This is a genomic window from Mesorhizobium sp. M0340 (assembly GCF_040321535.1).
Lineage (GTDB): Bacteria > Pseudomonadota > Alphaproteobacteria > Rhizobiales > Rhizobiaceae > Mesorhizobium.
This window is the reverse complement of record NZ_JAMYRR010000007.1, coordinates 240,181-254,905: the sequence shown is the minus strand read 5'-3', so window position 1 is coordinate 254,905 and position 14,725 is coordinate 240,181. Positions and strand designations below refer to the sequence as shown.

The 14,725-nt window shown below is 58.3% G+C and carries 13 protein-coding genes and 2 pseudogenes; 14 read left to right on the top strand and 1 reads right to left on the bottom strand.

From position 1 onward, the window contains the following. Positions 1 to 136 precede the first annotated feature (136 nt). The 14 genes and pseudogenes from NKI79_RS13630 to NKI79_RS13565 all read left to right on the top strand — a co-directional run. Positions 137 to 922: a type IV secretion system lytic transglycosylase VirB1 gene (locus NKI79_RS13630; protein ID WP_352802076.1), complete on the top strand. Its 786-nt coding sequence runs from the start codon at positions 137 to 139 to the stop codon at positions 920 to 922. Between the two features lie 74 nt (positions 923 to 996). Then, positions 997 to 1,302, top strand: a complete 306-nt coding sequence (gene virB2 / locus NKI79_RS13625) for a pilin major subunit VirB2 (RefSeq protein WP_023673707.1) — start codon at positions 997 to 999, stop codon at positions 1,300 to 1,302. Then, complete coding sequence (locus NKI79_RS13620) at positions 1,302 to 1,628, top strand: type IV secretion system protein VirB3 (RefSeq protein WP_023673706.1); 327 nt, start codon at positions 1,302 to 1,304, stop codon at positions 1,626 to 1,628. The genes virB2 and NKI79_RS13620 overlap by 1 nt, the downstream gene beginning before the upstream one ends. After that, the gene (virB4, locus tag NKI79_RS13615) at positions 1,628 to 3,997 is read left to right on the top strand and encodes a type IV secretion/conjugal transfer ATPase VirB4 (RefSeq protein WP_023685155.1); all 2,370 of its coding nucleotides are present in this window, start codon (positions 1,628 to 1,630) and stop codon (positions 3,995 to 3,997) included. The genes NKI79_RS13620 and virB4 overlap by 1 nt, the downstream gene beginning before the upstream one ends. A 13-nt stretch (positions 3,998 to 4,010) precedes the next feature. Next, on the top strand, positions 4,011 to 4,694 hold the full coding sequence (locus NKI79_RS13610) for a TrbJ/VirB5 family protein (protein ID WP_352802075.1): 684 nt from the start codon (positions 4,011 to 4,013) through the stop codon (positions 4,692 to 4,694). Positions 4,695 to 4,752: 58 nt separating this feature from the next. Then, the gene (locus NKI79_RS13605; protein WP_352625574.1) at positions 4,753 to 5,640 is read left to right on the top strand and encodes a type IV secretion system protein; all 888 of its coding nucleotides are present in this window, start codon (positions 4,753 to 4,755) and stop codon (positions 5,638 to 5,640) included. Between the two features lie 27 nt (positions 5,641 to 5,667). Continuing rightward, positions 5,668 to 5,826 (top strand): type IV secretion system lipoprotein VirB7, encoded by a 159-nt coding sequence (locus tag NKI79_RS13600; RefSeq protein WP_081731114.1) that lies wholly within the window; start codon positions 5,668 to 5,670, stop codon positions 5,824 to 5,826. Beyond that, complete coding sequence (locus NKI79_RS13595; protein ID WP_023679587.1) at positions 5,823 to 6,536, top strand: type IV secretion system protein VirB8; 714 nt, start codon at positions 5,823 to 5,825, stop codon at positions 6,534 to 6,536. Before NKI79_RS13600 ends, NKI79_RS13595 begins: the two co-directional genes overlap by 4 nt. Next, complete coding sequence (locus NKI79_RS13590; protein WP_352802073.1) at positions 6,533 to 7,417, top strand: TrbG/VirB9 family P-type conjugative transfer protein; 885 nt, start codon at positions 6,533 to 6,535, stop codon at positions 7,415 to 7,417. Before NKI79_RS13595 ends, NKI79_RS13590 begins: the two co-directional genes overlap by 4 nt. Then, entirely contained in the window at positions 7,410 to 8,549 is a 1,140-nt protein-coding gene (gene virB10, locus NKI79_RS13585) for a type IV secretion system protein VirB10 (RefSeq protein WP_023679589.1), read from the top strand. Before NKI79_RS13590 ends, virB10 begins: the two co-directional genes overlap by 8 nt. Then, a complete protein-coding gene (gene virB11 / locus NKI79_RS13580) occupies positions 8,533 to 9,573 on the top strand; it encodes a P-type DNA transfer ATPase VirB11 (protein WP_023673699.1) in 1,041 nt (346 codons plus the stop codon). The genes virB10 and virB11 overlap by 17 nt, the downstream gene beginning before the upstream one ends. Positions 9,574 to 10,291: 718 nt before the next feature. Beyond that, positions 10,292 to 10,978, top strand: a complete 687-nt coding sequence (locus tag NKI79_RS13575) for a response regulator (RefSeq protein ID WP_023679590.1) — start codon at positions 10,292 to 10,294, stop codon at positions 10,976 to 10,978. A gap of 177 nt (positions 10,979 to 11,155) precedes the next feature. Then, a pseudogene (locus NKI79_RS13570) lies at positions 11,156 to 11,838 on the top strand (IS6 family transposase). A 172-nt stretch (positions 11,839 to 12,010) separates the two neighbouring features. Further along, positions 12,011 to 12,169, top strand: a pseudogene (locus NKI79_RS13565) (ATP-binding protein); the annotation flags it as partial. 868 nt (positions 12,170 to 13,037) lie between these two features. Here the strand turns inward: NKI79_RS13565 and groL are convergent. Then, entirely contained in the window at positions 13,038 to 14,693 is a 1,656-nt protein-coding gene (gene groL, locus NKI79_RS13555; protein WP_352539073.1) for a chaperonin GroEL, read from the bottom strand. Positions 14,694 to 14,725: the final 32 nt, after the last annotated feature.

The window sequence follows — 14,725 nt, the reverse complement described above, 5'->3', positions numbered from 1 at the left end:
ATACGAACACGGTCTTTGCTTCAATTGAAACCGAAAAGCTGAACTTGAACATCACACAGTAACAAACCTCCCCGATAAGCGCGTGCCGGACAGGGCCAGAACCCGTCCGGCGGCTTGGAAAGGTAGGTGATAGGGAATGTTTATTGCAGCTTGGCCGCTGGCCATCGTCCTGATGACATCCATGTCACTCCCAGCCGAGCCCGCGCCACTTTCTCCGCGTGAGTTCCGCAGCCTGTCGCGCAAATGCGCCCCCTGGGTTGCGCCGTCCACCCTCGCCGCGATTGCCAAGATTGAAAGTGGCTTTGAAACGCTGGTGGCTCATGACAACACCACAGGTGAGCAGCTTCGCTGGATAGACCACCTGGAAGCCACGCGGGGCATCAAGGAACGCCTCGAAGCACAACATTCTGTCGATGTTGGATTGATGCAGATAAACAGCAAGAACTTTGCCATGCTCAATCTCACGCCGGAAAGGGCTTTCGAGCCCTGCGCCTCGCTTTCGGCTGCCGCCCACCTGCTTGAAAGCTGGTATGCCGGCGGCACCACTGCTGTGGCACAGCAACTGGCGCTTCGCCGTGCCATCTCGGCCTATAACACGGGCGACGTCACGCATGGCTTCGCCAACGGTTATGTACGCAAGGTCGAGTCGGCCGCAAAGGACATCTCAAGTCTCCTTGAGAGAACGCTGGAGCCGACTGCTCGAGACGTGCCGCACCTTGAGGCACCCGGTCGGAAAGCCGTGCCGCCTCTGCTCCAGCAGAGCCAACAGGCCAATAGAAAGAAGCAGCCCAACCAAGATTCTTGGGACATCTGGGGCTCGTATCAGCCAGACCGCTCCGGGGCCGATCCCTCCGATCCGACAGGCAGCCAGGCTGCGAAAGCACGGGAACCCGCGAACCCGAACAAACTCGTATTCGATTGAAACATGGAGATGCAATGATGACGCCACTCAAGATACTTCGTGCGCTTAAAACGCGTGTTCCTTCGCCTTTTTCCATGCTGCGCATGGCGGCTGAATATGTACCGGCCGCTGCTGCAGGCGCGGCGTGGACGGTCTTCTACAGCGGGCCAGCCGCGGCTCAGGTGACCGGAGGGACGGATCCTGCCAAGATGGTCCAGAATATCTGCACGTTCATACTTGGCCCCTTTGGACAATCACTGGCCGTGCTCGGGCTCGTAGCCATCGGTATCTCTTGGATGTTCGGTCGTGCTTCACTTGGCCTGGTTGCGGGTGTCGTTGGAGGGATCGTCATCATGTTCGGGGCCAGCTTCCTGGGCAAGGCGCTCATAGGCGGCGGCTGATGAGCGACCGGTTGGAAGTGAGCACCCTCTATGTGGCGGCGACGCGCCCCGCACTGTTTCTGGGGGTGCCGCTGACGCTGGCCGGATTGCTCATGATGTTGGCTGGGCTTGTTATCATTATCCTTCAGAACCCGCTCTACGAAATCGTTCTCGTGCCACTCTGGTTCGGAGCACGGCTGGTTGTTGAGCGTGACTATAACGCGGCAAGCGTCGTGCTGCTCTATTTGCAGACGGCCGGCAGAAGCGTGGACGGGCCGGTCTGGGGAGGCGCAAGCGTCAGCGCCAATCCGATCAGAGTGCCGAAACGCGGAAGAGGAATGGTGTAATGTTCGGCGCCAGCGGCCGGACCGAGAGGTCTGGCGAGATCTACCTTCCGTATGTTGGTCACGTAAGCGATCAGGTTGTCCTTCTGGAAGACGGATCGATCATGGCCATGGCACATGTGAACGGTGTGCCCTTTGATTTGGAAGACGCTGAGATGCGCAACTCGCGCTGCCGCGCGTTCAACACTCTCTTGCGCAACATCGCCGATGACAATGTCTCGATATACGCTCATCTTGTGAGACACAACGATGTGCCGGCGCCGGCGCCGCGCCAGTTTCAAAGTGCATTCGCTGGCAGTCTGAGCGAGGCCTACGAGCGTCGTGTGCTGTCGGGAAAGCTCTTTCGCAACGATCACTTCCTCACTTTGATCGTGTCCCCCCGCACCGCAATCGGCAAGATCGGCTTGCGGATTGCCAAGTCCCGCAGACGGAATGAGCACGATCTAGCCACCCAAATGCGGAGCCTGGAAGACCTCTGGCACATCACTGCTGGCGCACTCGGCGGTTACGGTCTGCGCCGGTTGGGCATTCGTGAGAAAGGCAACGTGCTCTTCACGGAAATCGGCGAGGCGCTTCGGCTCATGATGACTTGCCGGTTTCTTCCGGTTCCGATGGTTACCGGCTCACTTGGCGCCTCGATCTACACTGACCAGGTCATCTGCGGGAAGCGGGCGCTTGAGATTCGAAGGCCCGGGGATAGCTCCGTCGGATCATTGTTTTCGTTCCGTGAATATCCGGCGACGACGCGGCCGGGCATGCTAAATTCCTTGCTGTCCGCCAACTTCCCGCTTGTCCTGAGCCAGAGCTTTTCCTTCCTCACTCGCCCACAAGCTCATGCCAAACTAAGCCTTAAGTCCAGCCAGATGACGAGTGCCGGCGACAAGGCTCTCACCCAGATCAATGAACTTGCCGAGGCAGAGGACGCACTGGCAAGCAACGAATTCGTGATGGGTTCGCATCATCTGAGCCTGTGCGTCTATGCCGACAGCCTCAATAGCCTTGCAGATCGCGCAGCAAGTGCCCGCGCACGGCTGGCCGACGCGGGCGCCGTTATCGTCCAAGAGGGCATCGGCATGGAGGCCGCATATTGGTCCCAACTTCCGGGGAACAACAGGTGGCGCACGCGCCCGGGGGCGATCACCTCACACAATTTTGCCGGGCTCGTCTCATTTGAGAACTTCCCAAGCGGTTCCAGTTCCGGCCACTGGGGCAATGCTGTTGCGCGCTTTCGCACAAACGGTGGAACTTCTTTCGACTACATCCCCCATGAGAATGACGTCGGCATGACGGCAATATTCGGGCCCGTTGGCAAAGGCAAGACGACGCTGATGACCTTTGTCCTCGCGATGCTTGAGCAAAGCTTGGTCGATCGCAATGGTGCGATCGTCTTCTTCGACAAGGATCGGGGTGGTGAACTGCTGGTGCGAGCCACGGGAGGGACATATCTTGCGTTGCGCAGAGGCGCTCCGAGCGGCTTGGCCCCTCTGCGTGGACTGGACAACACCTCCGCCTCCCGGGACTTTCTGCGCGAGTGGTTGATGGCCCTGATCGAGAGTGACGGCCGTGGTCCGATCTCGCCGGAGGAAAGCCGTCGGCTGGAACGCGGCATTGTTCGTCAGCTTTCGTTCGAACCCCCTATGCGCTCACTTGCGGGCCTGCGCGAGTTCCTATTGCACAGCCCCTCCGAGGGCGCAGGAGCACGGCTGCAGCGGTGGTGTAGAGGGGGGGCGCTTGGATGGGCCTTTGACGGCGACGTGGACGAAGTAAGGCTGGATGCCTCCATTACGGGCTTCGACATGACGCAGCTCCTGGAATATGAGGAGGTCTGTGCACCGGCCGCCGCATACCTTCTGCATCGAGTGGGCGCTATCGTCGATGGTCGTCGGTTCGTCATGAGCTGCGACGAATTTCGATTCTATCTACTCAACCCCCAATTCTCGGCCGTTATCGACAAGTTCTTGCTCACGGTCCGCAAAAACAACGGCATGTTGATACTCGCAACGCAGCAGCCTGAACACGTTCTGGAATCGCCTCTCGGAGCTAGTCTCGTTGCGCAATGTATGACGAAAATTTTCTACCCATCACCGACGGCGGACCGCTCTGCGTATGTCGATGGCTTGAAGTGCACTGCGCAGGAGTTCGAGGCAATCCGCCAGGGAATGGCAATCGGCAGCCGCAAGTTTTTGCTCAAGCGCGATAGCGGGAGTATTGTTTGCGAATTCGATCTTGGGCAGATGCGCGAGTACGTAGCCGTACTCTCGGGGCGGGCCAACACAGTGCGCTTTGCCGACCAGCTTCGTAACCAGCACGGAGACGCCCCAAGTGGGTGGCTCGACAAGTTCATGGCCCGGTACCACGAAGTTCAAGACTGACGGAGGAATATTCATGAAATTTGCCAAACTTGCAGTAACGACCCTTGCTGCTTCCCTTCTGCTTCACGGACAGGCCCGTTCGCAATTTATCGTCAGCGACCCTGTAACAGAAACACAAGCGACCTTAACAGCGCTTTCCAATGCGGCGATCCTTGAGAGGTCAATCGAGACGCTCGCTACCACGATTGAAATGGTGACAATTCTAACGTCGTCATTCGCTGTCACGGGACTGCTAAGCTCACTGAACCAAGGAAATCACTACCCGTCGAGCAATAAGCTGGAGGAGCAGATGTTTGATGCTCGGGCGCCAGCTTCGATTATGGCCCGTAACATTGCGAAGGACCCAAATCGGATAGTCAACGGCACCGATTCAGAAGCGAAACTGTTACAGGGACAAATCGCCGGGGCCGCCAATGCCGCAGCTATTGCAGCCGACACTTTGGGCATGATGGACAAGCGCCTTAGGGATAACGCCGGCACGCTTGGTCAGCTTTCCCGCTCGGGAAATATTATGCAGGCCACCGTGACCAACGGTCTGGTCCTCAAGCAGATTCACGATGCGATGATCCAAAATGTCCAGGCCACGAGTCTGCTGACAATGGCCACTGCACAAGGGAGCCTTCACGCCGTGGAGGAGGCCGCCACGCAGCGTCGCGAACATCAGGACACCGCTAATATGTTTAGCATCCTCCCGTAAACCACACAGAGTTCATCAGGCTCAGCTGCGCTGATCAGGGACACATCAGGCTCACGCCATGAATTTCAAAATTCCCGCGCCATTTACGACTATACACGCGATCTTTCATGGGGCCTTCACGTCCGGGCTGCACAAAGTGCTTGAAAACGTCCAAGCGGCGGTCAGTGCGCCTCTGGTTGCGTGTGTCACGCTCTGGATAATAATCCAAGGCTGTCTGGTCATGCGTGGTCAAGTCGATGCGCGCGGGGGTATCTCGCGCGTAATCATGGTGTCGATTGTCGTCGCCCTTATCTTAGGGCAGGCCAACTATCAGCAGTACATTGAAGCGCTCTTCGACGACACGATTCCGAGGTTGGCTCACGACATCAGTGGCAGCGACTTGCCCTTCATCGGAATCCCCCAGAAGCTCGATCTCATGTTTGCTTCAAGCCAGTATGTCTTTCAGCTGATTGCTTCCGAAATTGGGCCTATGAACGGCCAGGACATACTTGCTTTCGAGGGAGCGCAATGGATTTTCTACGGCGCGCTGTGGACAGCGTTCGAGATCTACGATGCCGTTGGAATTCTGACGAAGGTGCTCTTGACGATCGGCCCCCTGGTCCTTGTAGGCTACCTTTTTGATCACACTCGAGACATAGCCACCAGATGGATCGGCCAACTGCTCTCGTACGGGCTGCTGCTTCTCCTCCTCAACATCGTTGCAACGATAGTAATCGCTGCCGAAGCAGTCTCGCTGGCAGCCATGCTTTTGATGATCAAATTCTCGGGCACGACAGCAGCCAAGATCATCGGGCTTTACGAGCTCGACATGCTTTTCCTAGCTGGTGACGCTCTGATCGTCGCGCTTCCGACGATCGCCAGCAGCATCGCCGGCGGCTCTTGGGGAGGTGCGAACCGACCTCTTAACAGCCTCAATCGCCACTTTGCCAAAACGGCGGGTGGTTAATCAATCGACAAGCTCGGTGCCAAAAACATGAAATATTGCCTACTTCTGTCAATCCTCGCTTTGGCCGCCTGCAAGACGAGCCATGGGCTTGCGACATGCGCGGGTGCCCCATTCCAACTGAACGTGGGACAATGGGAAACCACCCCTGAGGATCTTCAGGTCGAATGCGCGGAAGAGCCAAAGTGAAAGTTCCTGAACATGCCCTTCTGGTGGAGAGAGAAACGCTAGCCGCCCACTATAAGAAGGTGGAAGCGTTTCAAACTTCACGAGCGAAGTCTGCGCGGCGCCTGTCAAAGGCCCTGATAGCCTTTGCCGCAGCGGCGGTCCTAGGAAATGTTGCCCAGGCATTTACCATTGCTGCCATGGTCCCGTTGGCCAAGCTCGTACCTGTGTTCCTCTGGGTCCGGCCGGATGGGACCGTCGACAGCGAAGTGTCAGTCTCTCGACTGCCGGCAACCCAAGACCGAGCCGTCATAAATGCTTCGCTGTGGGAATATGTACGCCTGCGCGAGGGGTACACAGCAGATACAGCCCAATACGCCTATGACCTCGTATCCAGTTTCAGCGCGCCGGCTGTGCGACAGCAATATCAAGATTTCTTCAACTATCCGAATCCCACCTCGCCGCAAGTCACGGTCGGCAAACGCGGCAAGCTCGAGGTCGGGCATATTTCTTCAAACGACATCAGTCCGGACGTTCAACAGATCCGTTACAAACGTACGCTTGTTGTCGATGGGCAGATGCCGATAGTGACCACCTGGACAGCTACCATCCGCTACGAGCGCCTGACGGGTCTGCCTGGGCAATCGAGGCTCACCAATCCGGGAGGTCTACTCGTCACTTCCTATCAAAGCTCGGAAGATAGCGTATCGAACCTGGGCTATGTGCAGCCATGACAAAAAGAGCGTTTCTCGCGCTGGTCTGTTCACTCTTCTTAACGATGGAAGCGTCCGCGGAAGACACACCACTTGCCGGCAAGCATGATGCGCGCATGCGCTACCTGGCTTACCGTCCTGACGAAGTGGTGCGCCTGTCTACCGCAGTGGGGGCAACGCTGGTTGTCACATTCGCGGCCAACGAGACAGTCGCAGCCGTGGCCGTTTCCAATAGCAAAGACCTGGCTGCGCTCCCGCGCGCCAACTATCTCTTTTTTAAGGCTAGCCGGATGCTCCCGCCGCAGCCGGTCATCGTGCTGGCCGAGAGTGAGTCCGGTACACGGAGATACGTCTTCAGTATTTCAACGAGAGCGATGCCAAAACTCGATGAGCAGCAACCTGACCTATACTACAGTGTGCAGTTCACCTATCCTGCTGATGCGGCTGCTGCTCAGAGAAAGGACGCAGAAAGGCGCTCGATTCTTGGTCAGGCCCGGGCGAAAGTGCTGCGCGACGAGAGAGTTCAGGATTTGTTGAATCGGCCCGCCGCAACTACCAGTCCGGACGAAAGCAATTTTCACTACGTCGCAAAGGGCGATCGATCGCTGGCGCCGCTGGAAGTTTTCGATAATGGCTTTACCACCGTATTTGGCTTCGCAAGCAATTCCCGCATACCCTCCCTCTACATTATCAATCCCGACGGCAAGGAAGCCGCTGCCAATTACACGGTCAAAGGAGACTATGTTGAAGTATCCGCAGTCGCCCGGGAATGGCGTCTGAGAGATGGCAATACGGTCTTGTCCATTTTCAACAGGGCTTATGACCCTGTGGGACGAGCGCCAGTGACCGGTACAGTGACACCCGACGTGTGGCGCGTTTTGAAAGGCCCGGCCGATGAATGAAACCGGCCCACAGTCGGGACATGATGTCCATGCCTCAGGATCGATGGTCTCGGAGCCGGCCCGCCGGCATGTTTCGGGATTGCAGAAGTTGGCCGTCGCTGCTCTTGTTCTCATCTCATCTCTATCGCTCATCTGGCTCGGCGGTCGTCCCAGCACACAAGACGAGCCAACTCAGCCAAAACCTCCAATTGTCGCCGACGCCGAGCCATTCCGCCCCGTGCCGATTGAGATTGCTCCCGAAGCTCCAGCACCCGTACAGGCGGCGCAGGCAGGAGATCCTGCGCCATCCACGCCGCCTCCGGCGCCAGCTGATCCGCCGCCGGAGGAAACACCAATTTTCGCCTACAGTGGCAGCGGTCAAATGCCCAACGACGGTCAGCGGAGCGAAGACAACCATAGGGATGCTCCCGCGACCTCGCATGAGATTTCAGACGCTGGCGATCTGACGGGGCGATTGAAGCCAGATATACAGGAGCCAAGCCGGGCCACACTTTTGCCGCACCCTGATCTCGTGATTACCCAAGGAACGATAATTCCCTGCATTTTGCAAACGGCAGTCGACACAAATTTACCGGGTTATGTGAAGTGCGTCTTACCTAAAGACGTCCGCGGCGCCACCAACAACGTGGTGCTTTTGGATCGCGGGACGACCGTGATTGGCGAGATCCAGCGTGGTCTCCAACAGGGGGATGCGCGTGTCTTCGTGCTGTGGACGCGCATCGAAACGCCTGACCATGCCCTCGTTTCGCTAGCGTCGCCGGGCGCTGACGAGCTCGGCCGCTCCGGAATGCCTGGCACGGTGGATAATCACTTCTGGCAGCGCTTTGGCGGAGCAATGCTCATGAGCGTCATTCAAGGCGCGTTTCAGGCCGCCGGTCAATACGCTGGCAGCTCAGGTGGAGGAAGCGGCATCAACAGCTTCCAGAGCAACGCCGGACAAGCCGTTGACACGACCCTTAGAGCAACGATCAACGTTCCGCCAACTCTGAAGAAAAACCAGGGAGATGCTGTATCGATCTTTGTGGCTCGGGACCTCGATTTCTCAGATGTATACGATCTTAGACCGATCGCCGTGGCGCCAGCCCCCCAACATCGCCAACGCCGGAGAGACAACAATGCGACCGGAGGCTGACCCTCAATTGCGTTTGCTTCTCAACCCTGTTTTGAAATGGCTTGAGGAGCCAAGGACCGAAGAGGTCGCTATCAACCGGCCTGGGGAAGCCTTTGTCCGACAGGCCGGCGTTTTCACGAAACATCCGCTGCCGCTATCTTATGACGATCTGGAGGACATCGCGATCCTCGCTGGAGCGCTGCGCAAGCAAGATGTCGGACCGCAAAGCCCCCTCTGTGCGACTGAGCTGCCGAACGGAGAGCGGCTGCAGATCTGTTTGCCGCCCGCTGTTCCCTCAGGAACAATAAGCCTGACGATACGGCGTCCCTCAAGTCGTGTGACCGAACTCAAGGAAGTTTCTTCTCGCTACGAATACTCGCGTTGGAATCAATGGCGGTCACGAAAGGAGCGCCAAGAGCGGCAGGACGAAACGATTCTTCAGCACTACGACCATGGTGACTTGGAGCAATTTTTGCGAGCATGCGTTTGCGGGCGGCTCACGATGCTGCTTTGCGGACCTACTGGAAGCGGCAAAACGACAATGAGCAAGACTTTGATCAACGCTATACCCCCGCAAGAGAGGCTGATAAGTATCGAGGACACGCTCGAACTTGCAATCCCGCACGAGAACCATGTCCGGTTACTCTATCCGAAGGACCGAGCAAGCGTAGGTGCGGTGACAGCCGAGCAACTGTTGCAAGCCAGCTTGCGCATGCGCCCTGATCGAATATTGCTTGGCGAGATGCGCGATGATGCTGCTTGGGCCTACCTTAGCGAAGTCGTCTCCGGCCATGCGGGATCAATATCAACGATTCATGGGGCGGATCCGGTCCAAGGCTTTAAAAAGCTCTTTTCACTCGTCAAGAGCAGCCCGCAAGGAGCTGCTGTGGAAGACCACACGCTTCTTGACCTGCTGTCGGCTGCCATTGACGTCATTGTGCCGTTCAGTACCCACGGCGACGTGTATGAGGTGGGGGAGGTGTGGCTCGCCGCCGATGCCCGGCGACGCGGAGAGACAGTAGCCGACCTTCTTAACAAGCACTAAGGCTAGAGCACGTCGGGGATCGGTAAGTCGTTTGTGATACGATGGCGTAATTTGTTCAGATTGAACGTCCACTTTGATTTGAGGGAGGTGGATAATGGGAGGAGGACTGGGCGTAGACCTTCGGTCACAAGTCTGAAGTCTTCGGGCGCCCTGTCGGCGCGGCAAGTTGCGGCACGATTCGACTGGGTGTATCGAGCGCGTCCGCTGAATTGCGCGGGCGACACTCACCGAGCTGGTGCCGATGCCTGCTTCAAAAGCGGCATCGACACCCGGCAGGTCGTACCCTTGATTTACCTAGCCGCGCTCAATGAGTGTCTTCAAAGCCGCCGAACGTGGTTCGGAATGACCGGTGGTAAATCGGGAAGTGCCATATAGGGAATCCTCCTGGTATTGCCTCCAGGGGGTCCTCTCAATGAACAAAGCCGCAACCTGCCCTTGCGACCTCAGCTGGAGTTTGCGACGCAACCCATAGGAGGATCGATGCGCAGAGAAATCGCAGGCAGAGTCGGTGGCATTGTGGGCTGGCCGACCGACGGTTTCAGCCCGTCAACAGGTCTTCACGTGTTCCATCCCCGACTATTGCAGGCGTGCGGCTTGCATGCTCCCGCGATCACCCATCGGAAAGAGCGTTACGAACACTACGAAGAGTTGCGCGACTTCCGCTGTCGCCCCGGTCTTACAGCGGACGGTGACCTGTCCGACCTTGATAGGACGTGAAATGCGAACGCTGCTCATTGATCATCATGTGGATCTTACGCGCGCTGTGCGAGTTGCGCTCGGGGATAGCGGTTTTGCCGTTGATGTAGTTGGCAACCTGGAACAGGCGTCGAGGGCATTTTGTTGCGCAACCTATGAAATTCTCCTGCTGGAGTTGGCTCTGCCAGATGGCGATGGCTTGGGCTGGCTGAGACAGCTAAGGAGCAACGGGCATTCAGTTCCAACCCTCATTATGAGTAGCATCAACGATCTCGAGAAGCGGATTGCAATTTTCAACGGTGGCGCGGACGACTTTCTGCTCAAGCCCGTCTCTTTCGATGAGCTCATCGCCAGAATGAGAGCCATTCTGCGCCGGTCGACACAGGTGACCGACCCCATCGTTGTATTTGGCAATCTCAATTTCGATCCGATCGGCCGACAGGTTTCCGTCTCGGGTCATCCTCTGAAGATCGCACGCCGCGAACTATGTATTTTAGAGCATCTGCTTATCCGTGCAGGCCGCATCGTGCCTCGTGCGCAGTTGGAAGATCACCTCTATTCGTTCAACGACGAGGTATCTGCCAACGCGCTTGAAGTCGGAATCTATCGCTTACGTGGACACCTGAGTAGGTCAGGTGCAACGCCACGTATCACGACCATGCGCGGCATTGGTTACATTCTTGAATTGACTGAGGCGGCATCCGCATAGTTGGTCTAAATTGAAAGAACAGACTGCCTGCCCGTCGTCAGGTTGAGCTTGTGGCCATAATGGACATCGCGGCCGCCCTTGACGATGGTGTCGGCATGCGGTTCGAACGGCTCTGTCGCAAACCTTTTTGTAAGCGAGCATGGCAAGAAAAACGCCTCAGCTGTGGAGGAGCACGTGATGTTCAAGGGCCGCCATTTCGACCAGTCGGTGATCCTGCTGTGCGTGCGCTGGTACCTGGCCTACACTCTGAGCCTGCGCGATCTGGAAGAGATGATGGCCGAACGCGTTGAAGGTCGACCACTCCACTGTGCATCGCTGGGTTGCCCACTTCTCGCCGCAGCTGCTGGAGCGCTTCAACCGGCGCAAGCGTGTGGTCGGCAGCAAGTGGCATTGGACGAGACGTACATCAAGGTCCGCGGCCATGGATGTATCTCTACCGCGCTATCGACATCCTCGGCGATACGGTCGAGTTCTTCTTTCGCGAAAACCGTAACCTGGTGGCGGCCCAACGCTTCCTCCGCAAGGCGCTGACGCGCCATGGCCGGCCGGAGCGCATCGTCATCGACGGCAGCCAGACCAATTACGAAGCAATCCTTTCCTGCGACGCTGAAAGCCGGCTGCGGCAGCGATCGCGGCGACCGCTGAAGCCGATCCGCTCCGCAATAGCCGGCATCTCAACAATCGGATCGAACAGGATCACCGGCGTATCAAGCCGCATTCGATCCATGCTCGGCTTCAAGTCGCATGCGAACGACGTGGTTATCCTCTCCGGCATCTAGATGATCCACATGATGGGCAAGCGACAGGCGAGGTATGCCTACAAGTCTGTCGATCGCTGTTTCGATCTCCTCGCTGCCTGACGGACAGGCCGAAATGGCCGTTCACAACCCCATTTCCAGGTTTGCGACAGAGCCTTTTGTCGGCGTTGCCGGCTTCGAAGGGCCGGTGCGCGCCGAGCGGATCAAGATCACCCCCGGCCACCTTGCTGCGGCCACTCGCCGAGTACGAAGCGGTGGCCGGAGGGAGCTGGTGATGACGACCCTAGATCATGACCTGCTGATCGCAATCCTGGATCGGCTGAAGTTGACGGCGATCCGCGACCAGCTCGACACGCTCATGTCGAGCAAGATCGCGCAGTTCCCGTTTGTCCGCGAACTCGACGGCTTCGGCTTCGACGCGCAGCCATCGGTCTGCTTCAGCCAAACGTATTCATAGGTATGGGACAGGCTGCTATGTCCGCCACCCACGCCTGCTCCGAGGCCCTCCAGGGCAATGGTCTGAGACCTGGGCTCAAGCCCTTCGGCGAGGAGGATGAGACGCCGCTGGAGCTCGGGTGCAAGCGCTGCCACGCCCGCTCCGAGGCCCCACAAGGCCGAAGCGCAGTCGTCGGGGTCACGAGGCCCCTCGGCCACGACGACGAGACGCTGCTGGAGCCCGGTTGCAAGGGCTGCCACAGATGGCCTGAACCTGAATCCGCCTTTCTTGAGGCGTTGCGATTATCATCGCGGCGACACGCAGCTCTTGATTTGTGTGCGAAATCCTCAGCAGATCCATCGGGCTGAGCCGCTCAGCAATATCAACGAGAATGTCCAGCGGCAGATCAAGGATACTCAGAGGAGGAAACGCTTGATCTTGAGGCTCAGAGCGCGTCTGCTCCACTATAGAACAGGATGATTCACCGGGTCCTTCAACGCCAGCCGCCGGTTCCGATGAGAGAATTGTCCCTGATATCACGCTCGATGGAGTTAAATGCCGAGATGGGCGCCTTGCCACGCTCCTCAATGCCCCTCATGATTCACCGCCTATAGCTACCAACTGAATGAAGCATCGTGATTGTCGCGCAGCGGAATCCTCAAGGATCGGGCAGTTCGTAGGGGGCGCCGGTTTGACCAGGTTGAGCCCGCGAATTGCTCGATCGGACAAGATCCTAATTCTCGACCATGCGGTGAGGCTCGAACGAGATCCTCGGGACGCACTCCAAGGTTGCGATCATGTTCGGCACACAAGGAAAGGGCGGCATTGCTGCCGCCCTGTCCGCTGTAAGTTGATAGGGGCTGGATTAAAAATCCATACCGCCCATGCCGCCCATACCGCCGCCGCCCATGCCGCCAGGCATGCCGCCGCCAGCTGACTCCTTCTTCGGAGCCTCCGCGATCATGGCTTCGGTGGTGACGAGCAGGCCGGCGACCGAGGCCGCGTCCTGGAGGGCAGTGCGCACGACCTTGACCGGATCGACGATACCCATGGCGATCATGTCGCCATATTCGCCGGTCTGGGCGTTGTAGCCGTAGGTCGCGCCCTTGTTGTCGAGGATCTTGCCGGCAACGATCGAAGCTTCCGCACCTGCGTTCGAAGCGATCTGACGGGCCGGAGCCTGCAGTGCACGACGAACGATGTTGATGCCGGCAGCCTGGTCGGCATTGACGCCGGTGACCTTGATGTTGGCCGAAGCGCGCAGCAGTGCGACGCCGCCGCCTGCAACGATGCCTTCTTCCACGGCCGCGCGGGTCGCGTTGAGGGCGTCGTCGACGCGGTCCTTCTTTTCCTTGACTTCGACTTCCGTCGCGCCGCCGACGCGGATCACCGCGACGCCGCCCGCGAGCTTCGCCAGACGTTCCTGCAGCTTCTCCTTGTCGTAGTCCGACGTGGTCTCTTCGATCTGCTGCTTGATCTGGGCAACGCGGCCCTGGATCTCGTCCTTCTTGCCGGCGCCGTCGACAATGGTGGTGTTCTCCTTGGAGATCGACACCTTCTTGGCGCGGCCGAGCATGTTGAGGCCGACATTCTCGAGCTTGATGCCGAGGTCTTCCGAAATGACCTGGCCACCGGTGAGGATGGCGATGTCTTCCAGCATGGCCTTGCGGCGATCACCGAAGCCCGGCGCCTTGACGGCGGCGATCTTCAGGCCACCGCGCAGCTTGTTGACGACCAGCGTGGCCAGAGCCTCGCCTTCGACGTCTTCCGAGATGATGAGCAGCGGCTTGGAGGTCTGCACGACGGCTTCGAGAACCGGCAGCATCGCCTGGAGGTTGGACAGCTTCTTCTCGTGCAGGAGGATGTAGACGTCCTCGAGCTCGGCAACCATCTTGTCGGCGTTGGTGACGAAGTAGGGCGAGAGATAGCCGCGGTCGAACTGCATGCCTTCGACGACTTCCAGCTCGGTCTCGGCGGTCTTGGCTTCCTCAACCGTGATGACGCCTTCATTGCCGACCTTCTGCATCGCTTCGGCGATCATCTTGCCGACCGACTCGTCGCCATTGCCGGCGATCGTGCCGACCTGGGCAACTTCCTCGGAGGTCTTGATCTTCTTGGCAGCGTTGCCGAGAGCCGCGACGACTTCGGTCACGGCCAGGTCGATGCCGCGCTTCAGGTCCATCGGGTTCATGCCGGCGGCAACCGCCTTGTTACCTTCCTGGACGATCGACTGCGCCAGAACGGTCGCGGTCGTGGTGCCATCACCGGCGATGTCGTTGGTCTTCGAAGCAACTTCGCGGATCATCTGCGCGCCCATGTTTTCGAACTTGTCGGAAAGTTCGATTTCCTTGGCGACGGTGACGCCGTCCTTGGTGATGCGCGGTGCGCCGAACGACTTGTCGATGACGACGTTGCGGCCCTTGGGACCGAGGGTCACCTTCACCGCGTCGGCGAGGATGTTGATGCCGTGAAGCATGCGCTCGCGGGCGTCGCGGGAGAATTTTACGTCTTTGGCAGCCATTTTTTAGCTCCTGGCAGGGGCTTGGATTGAGC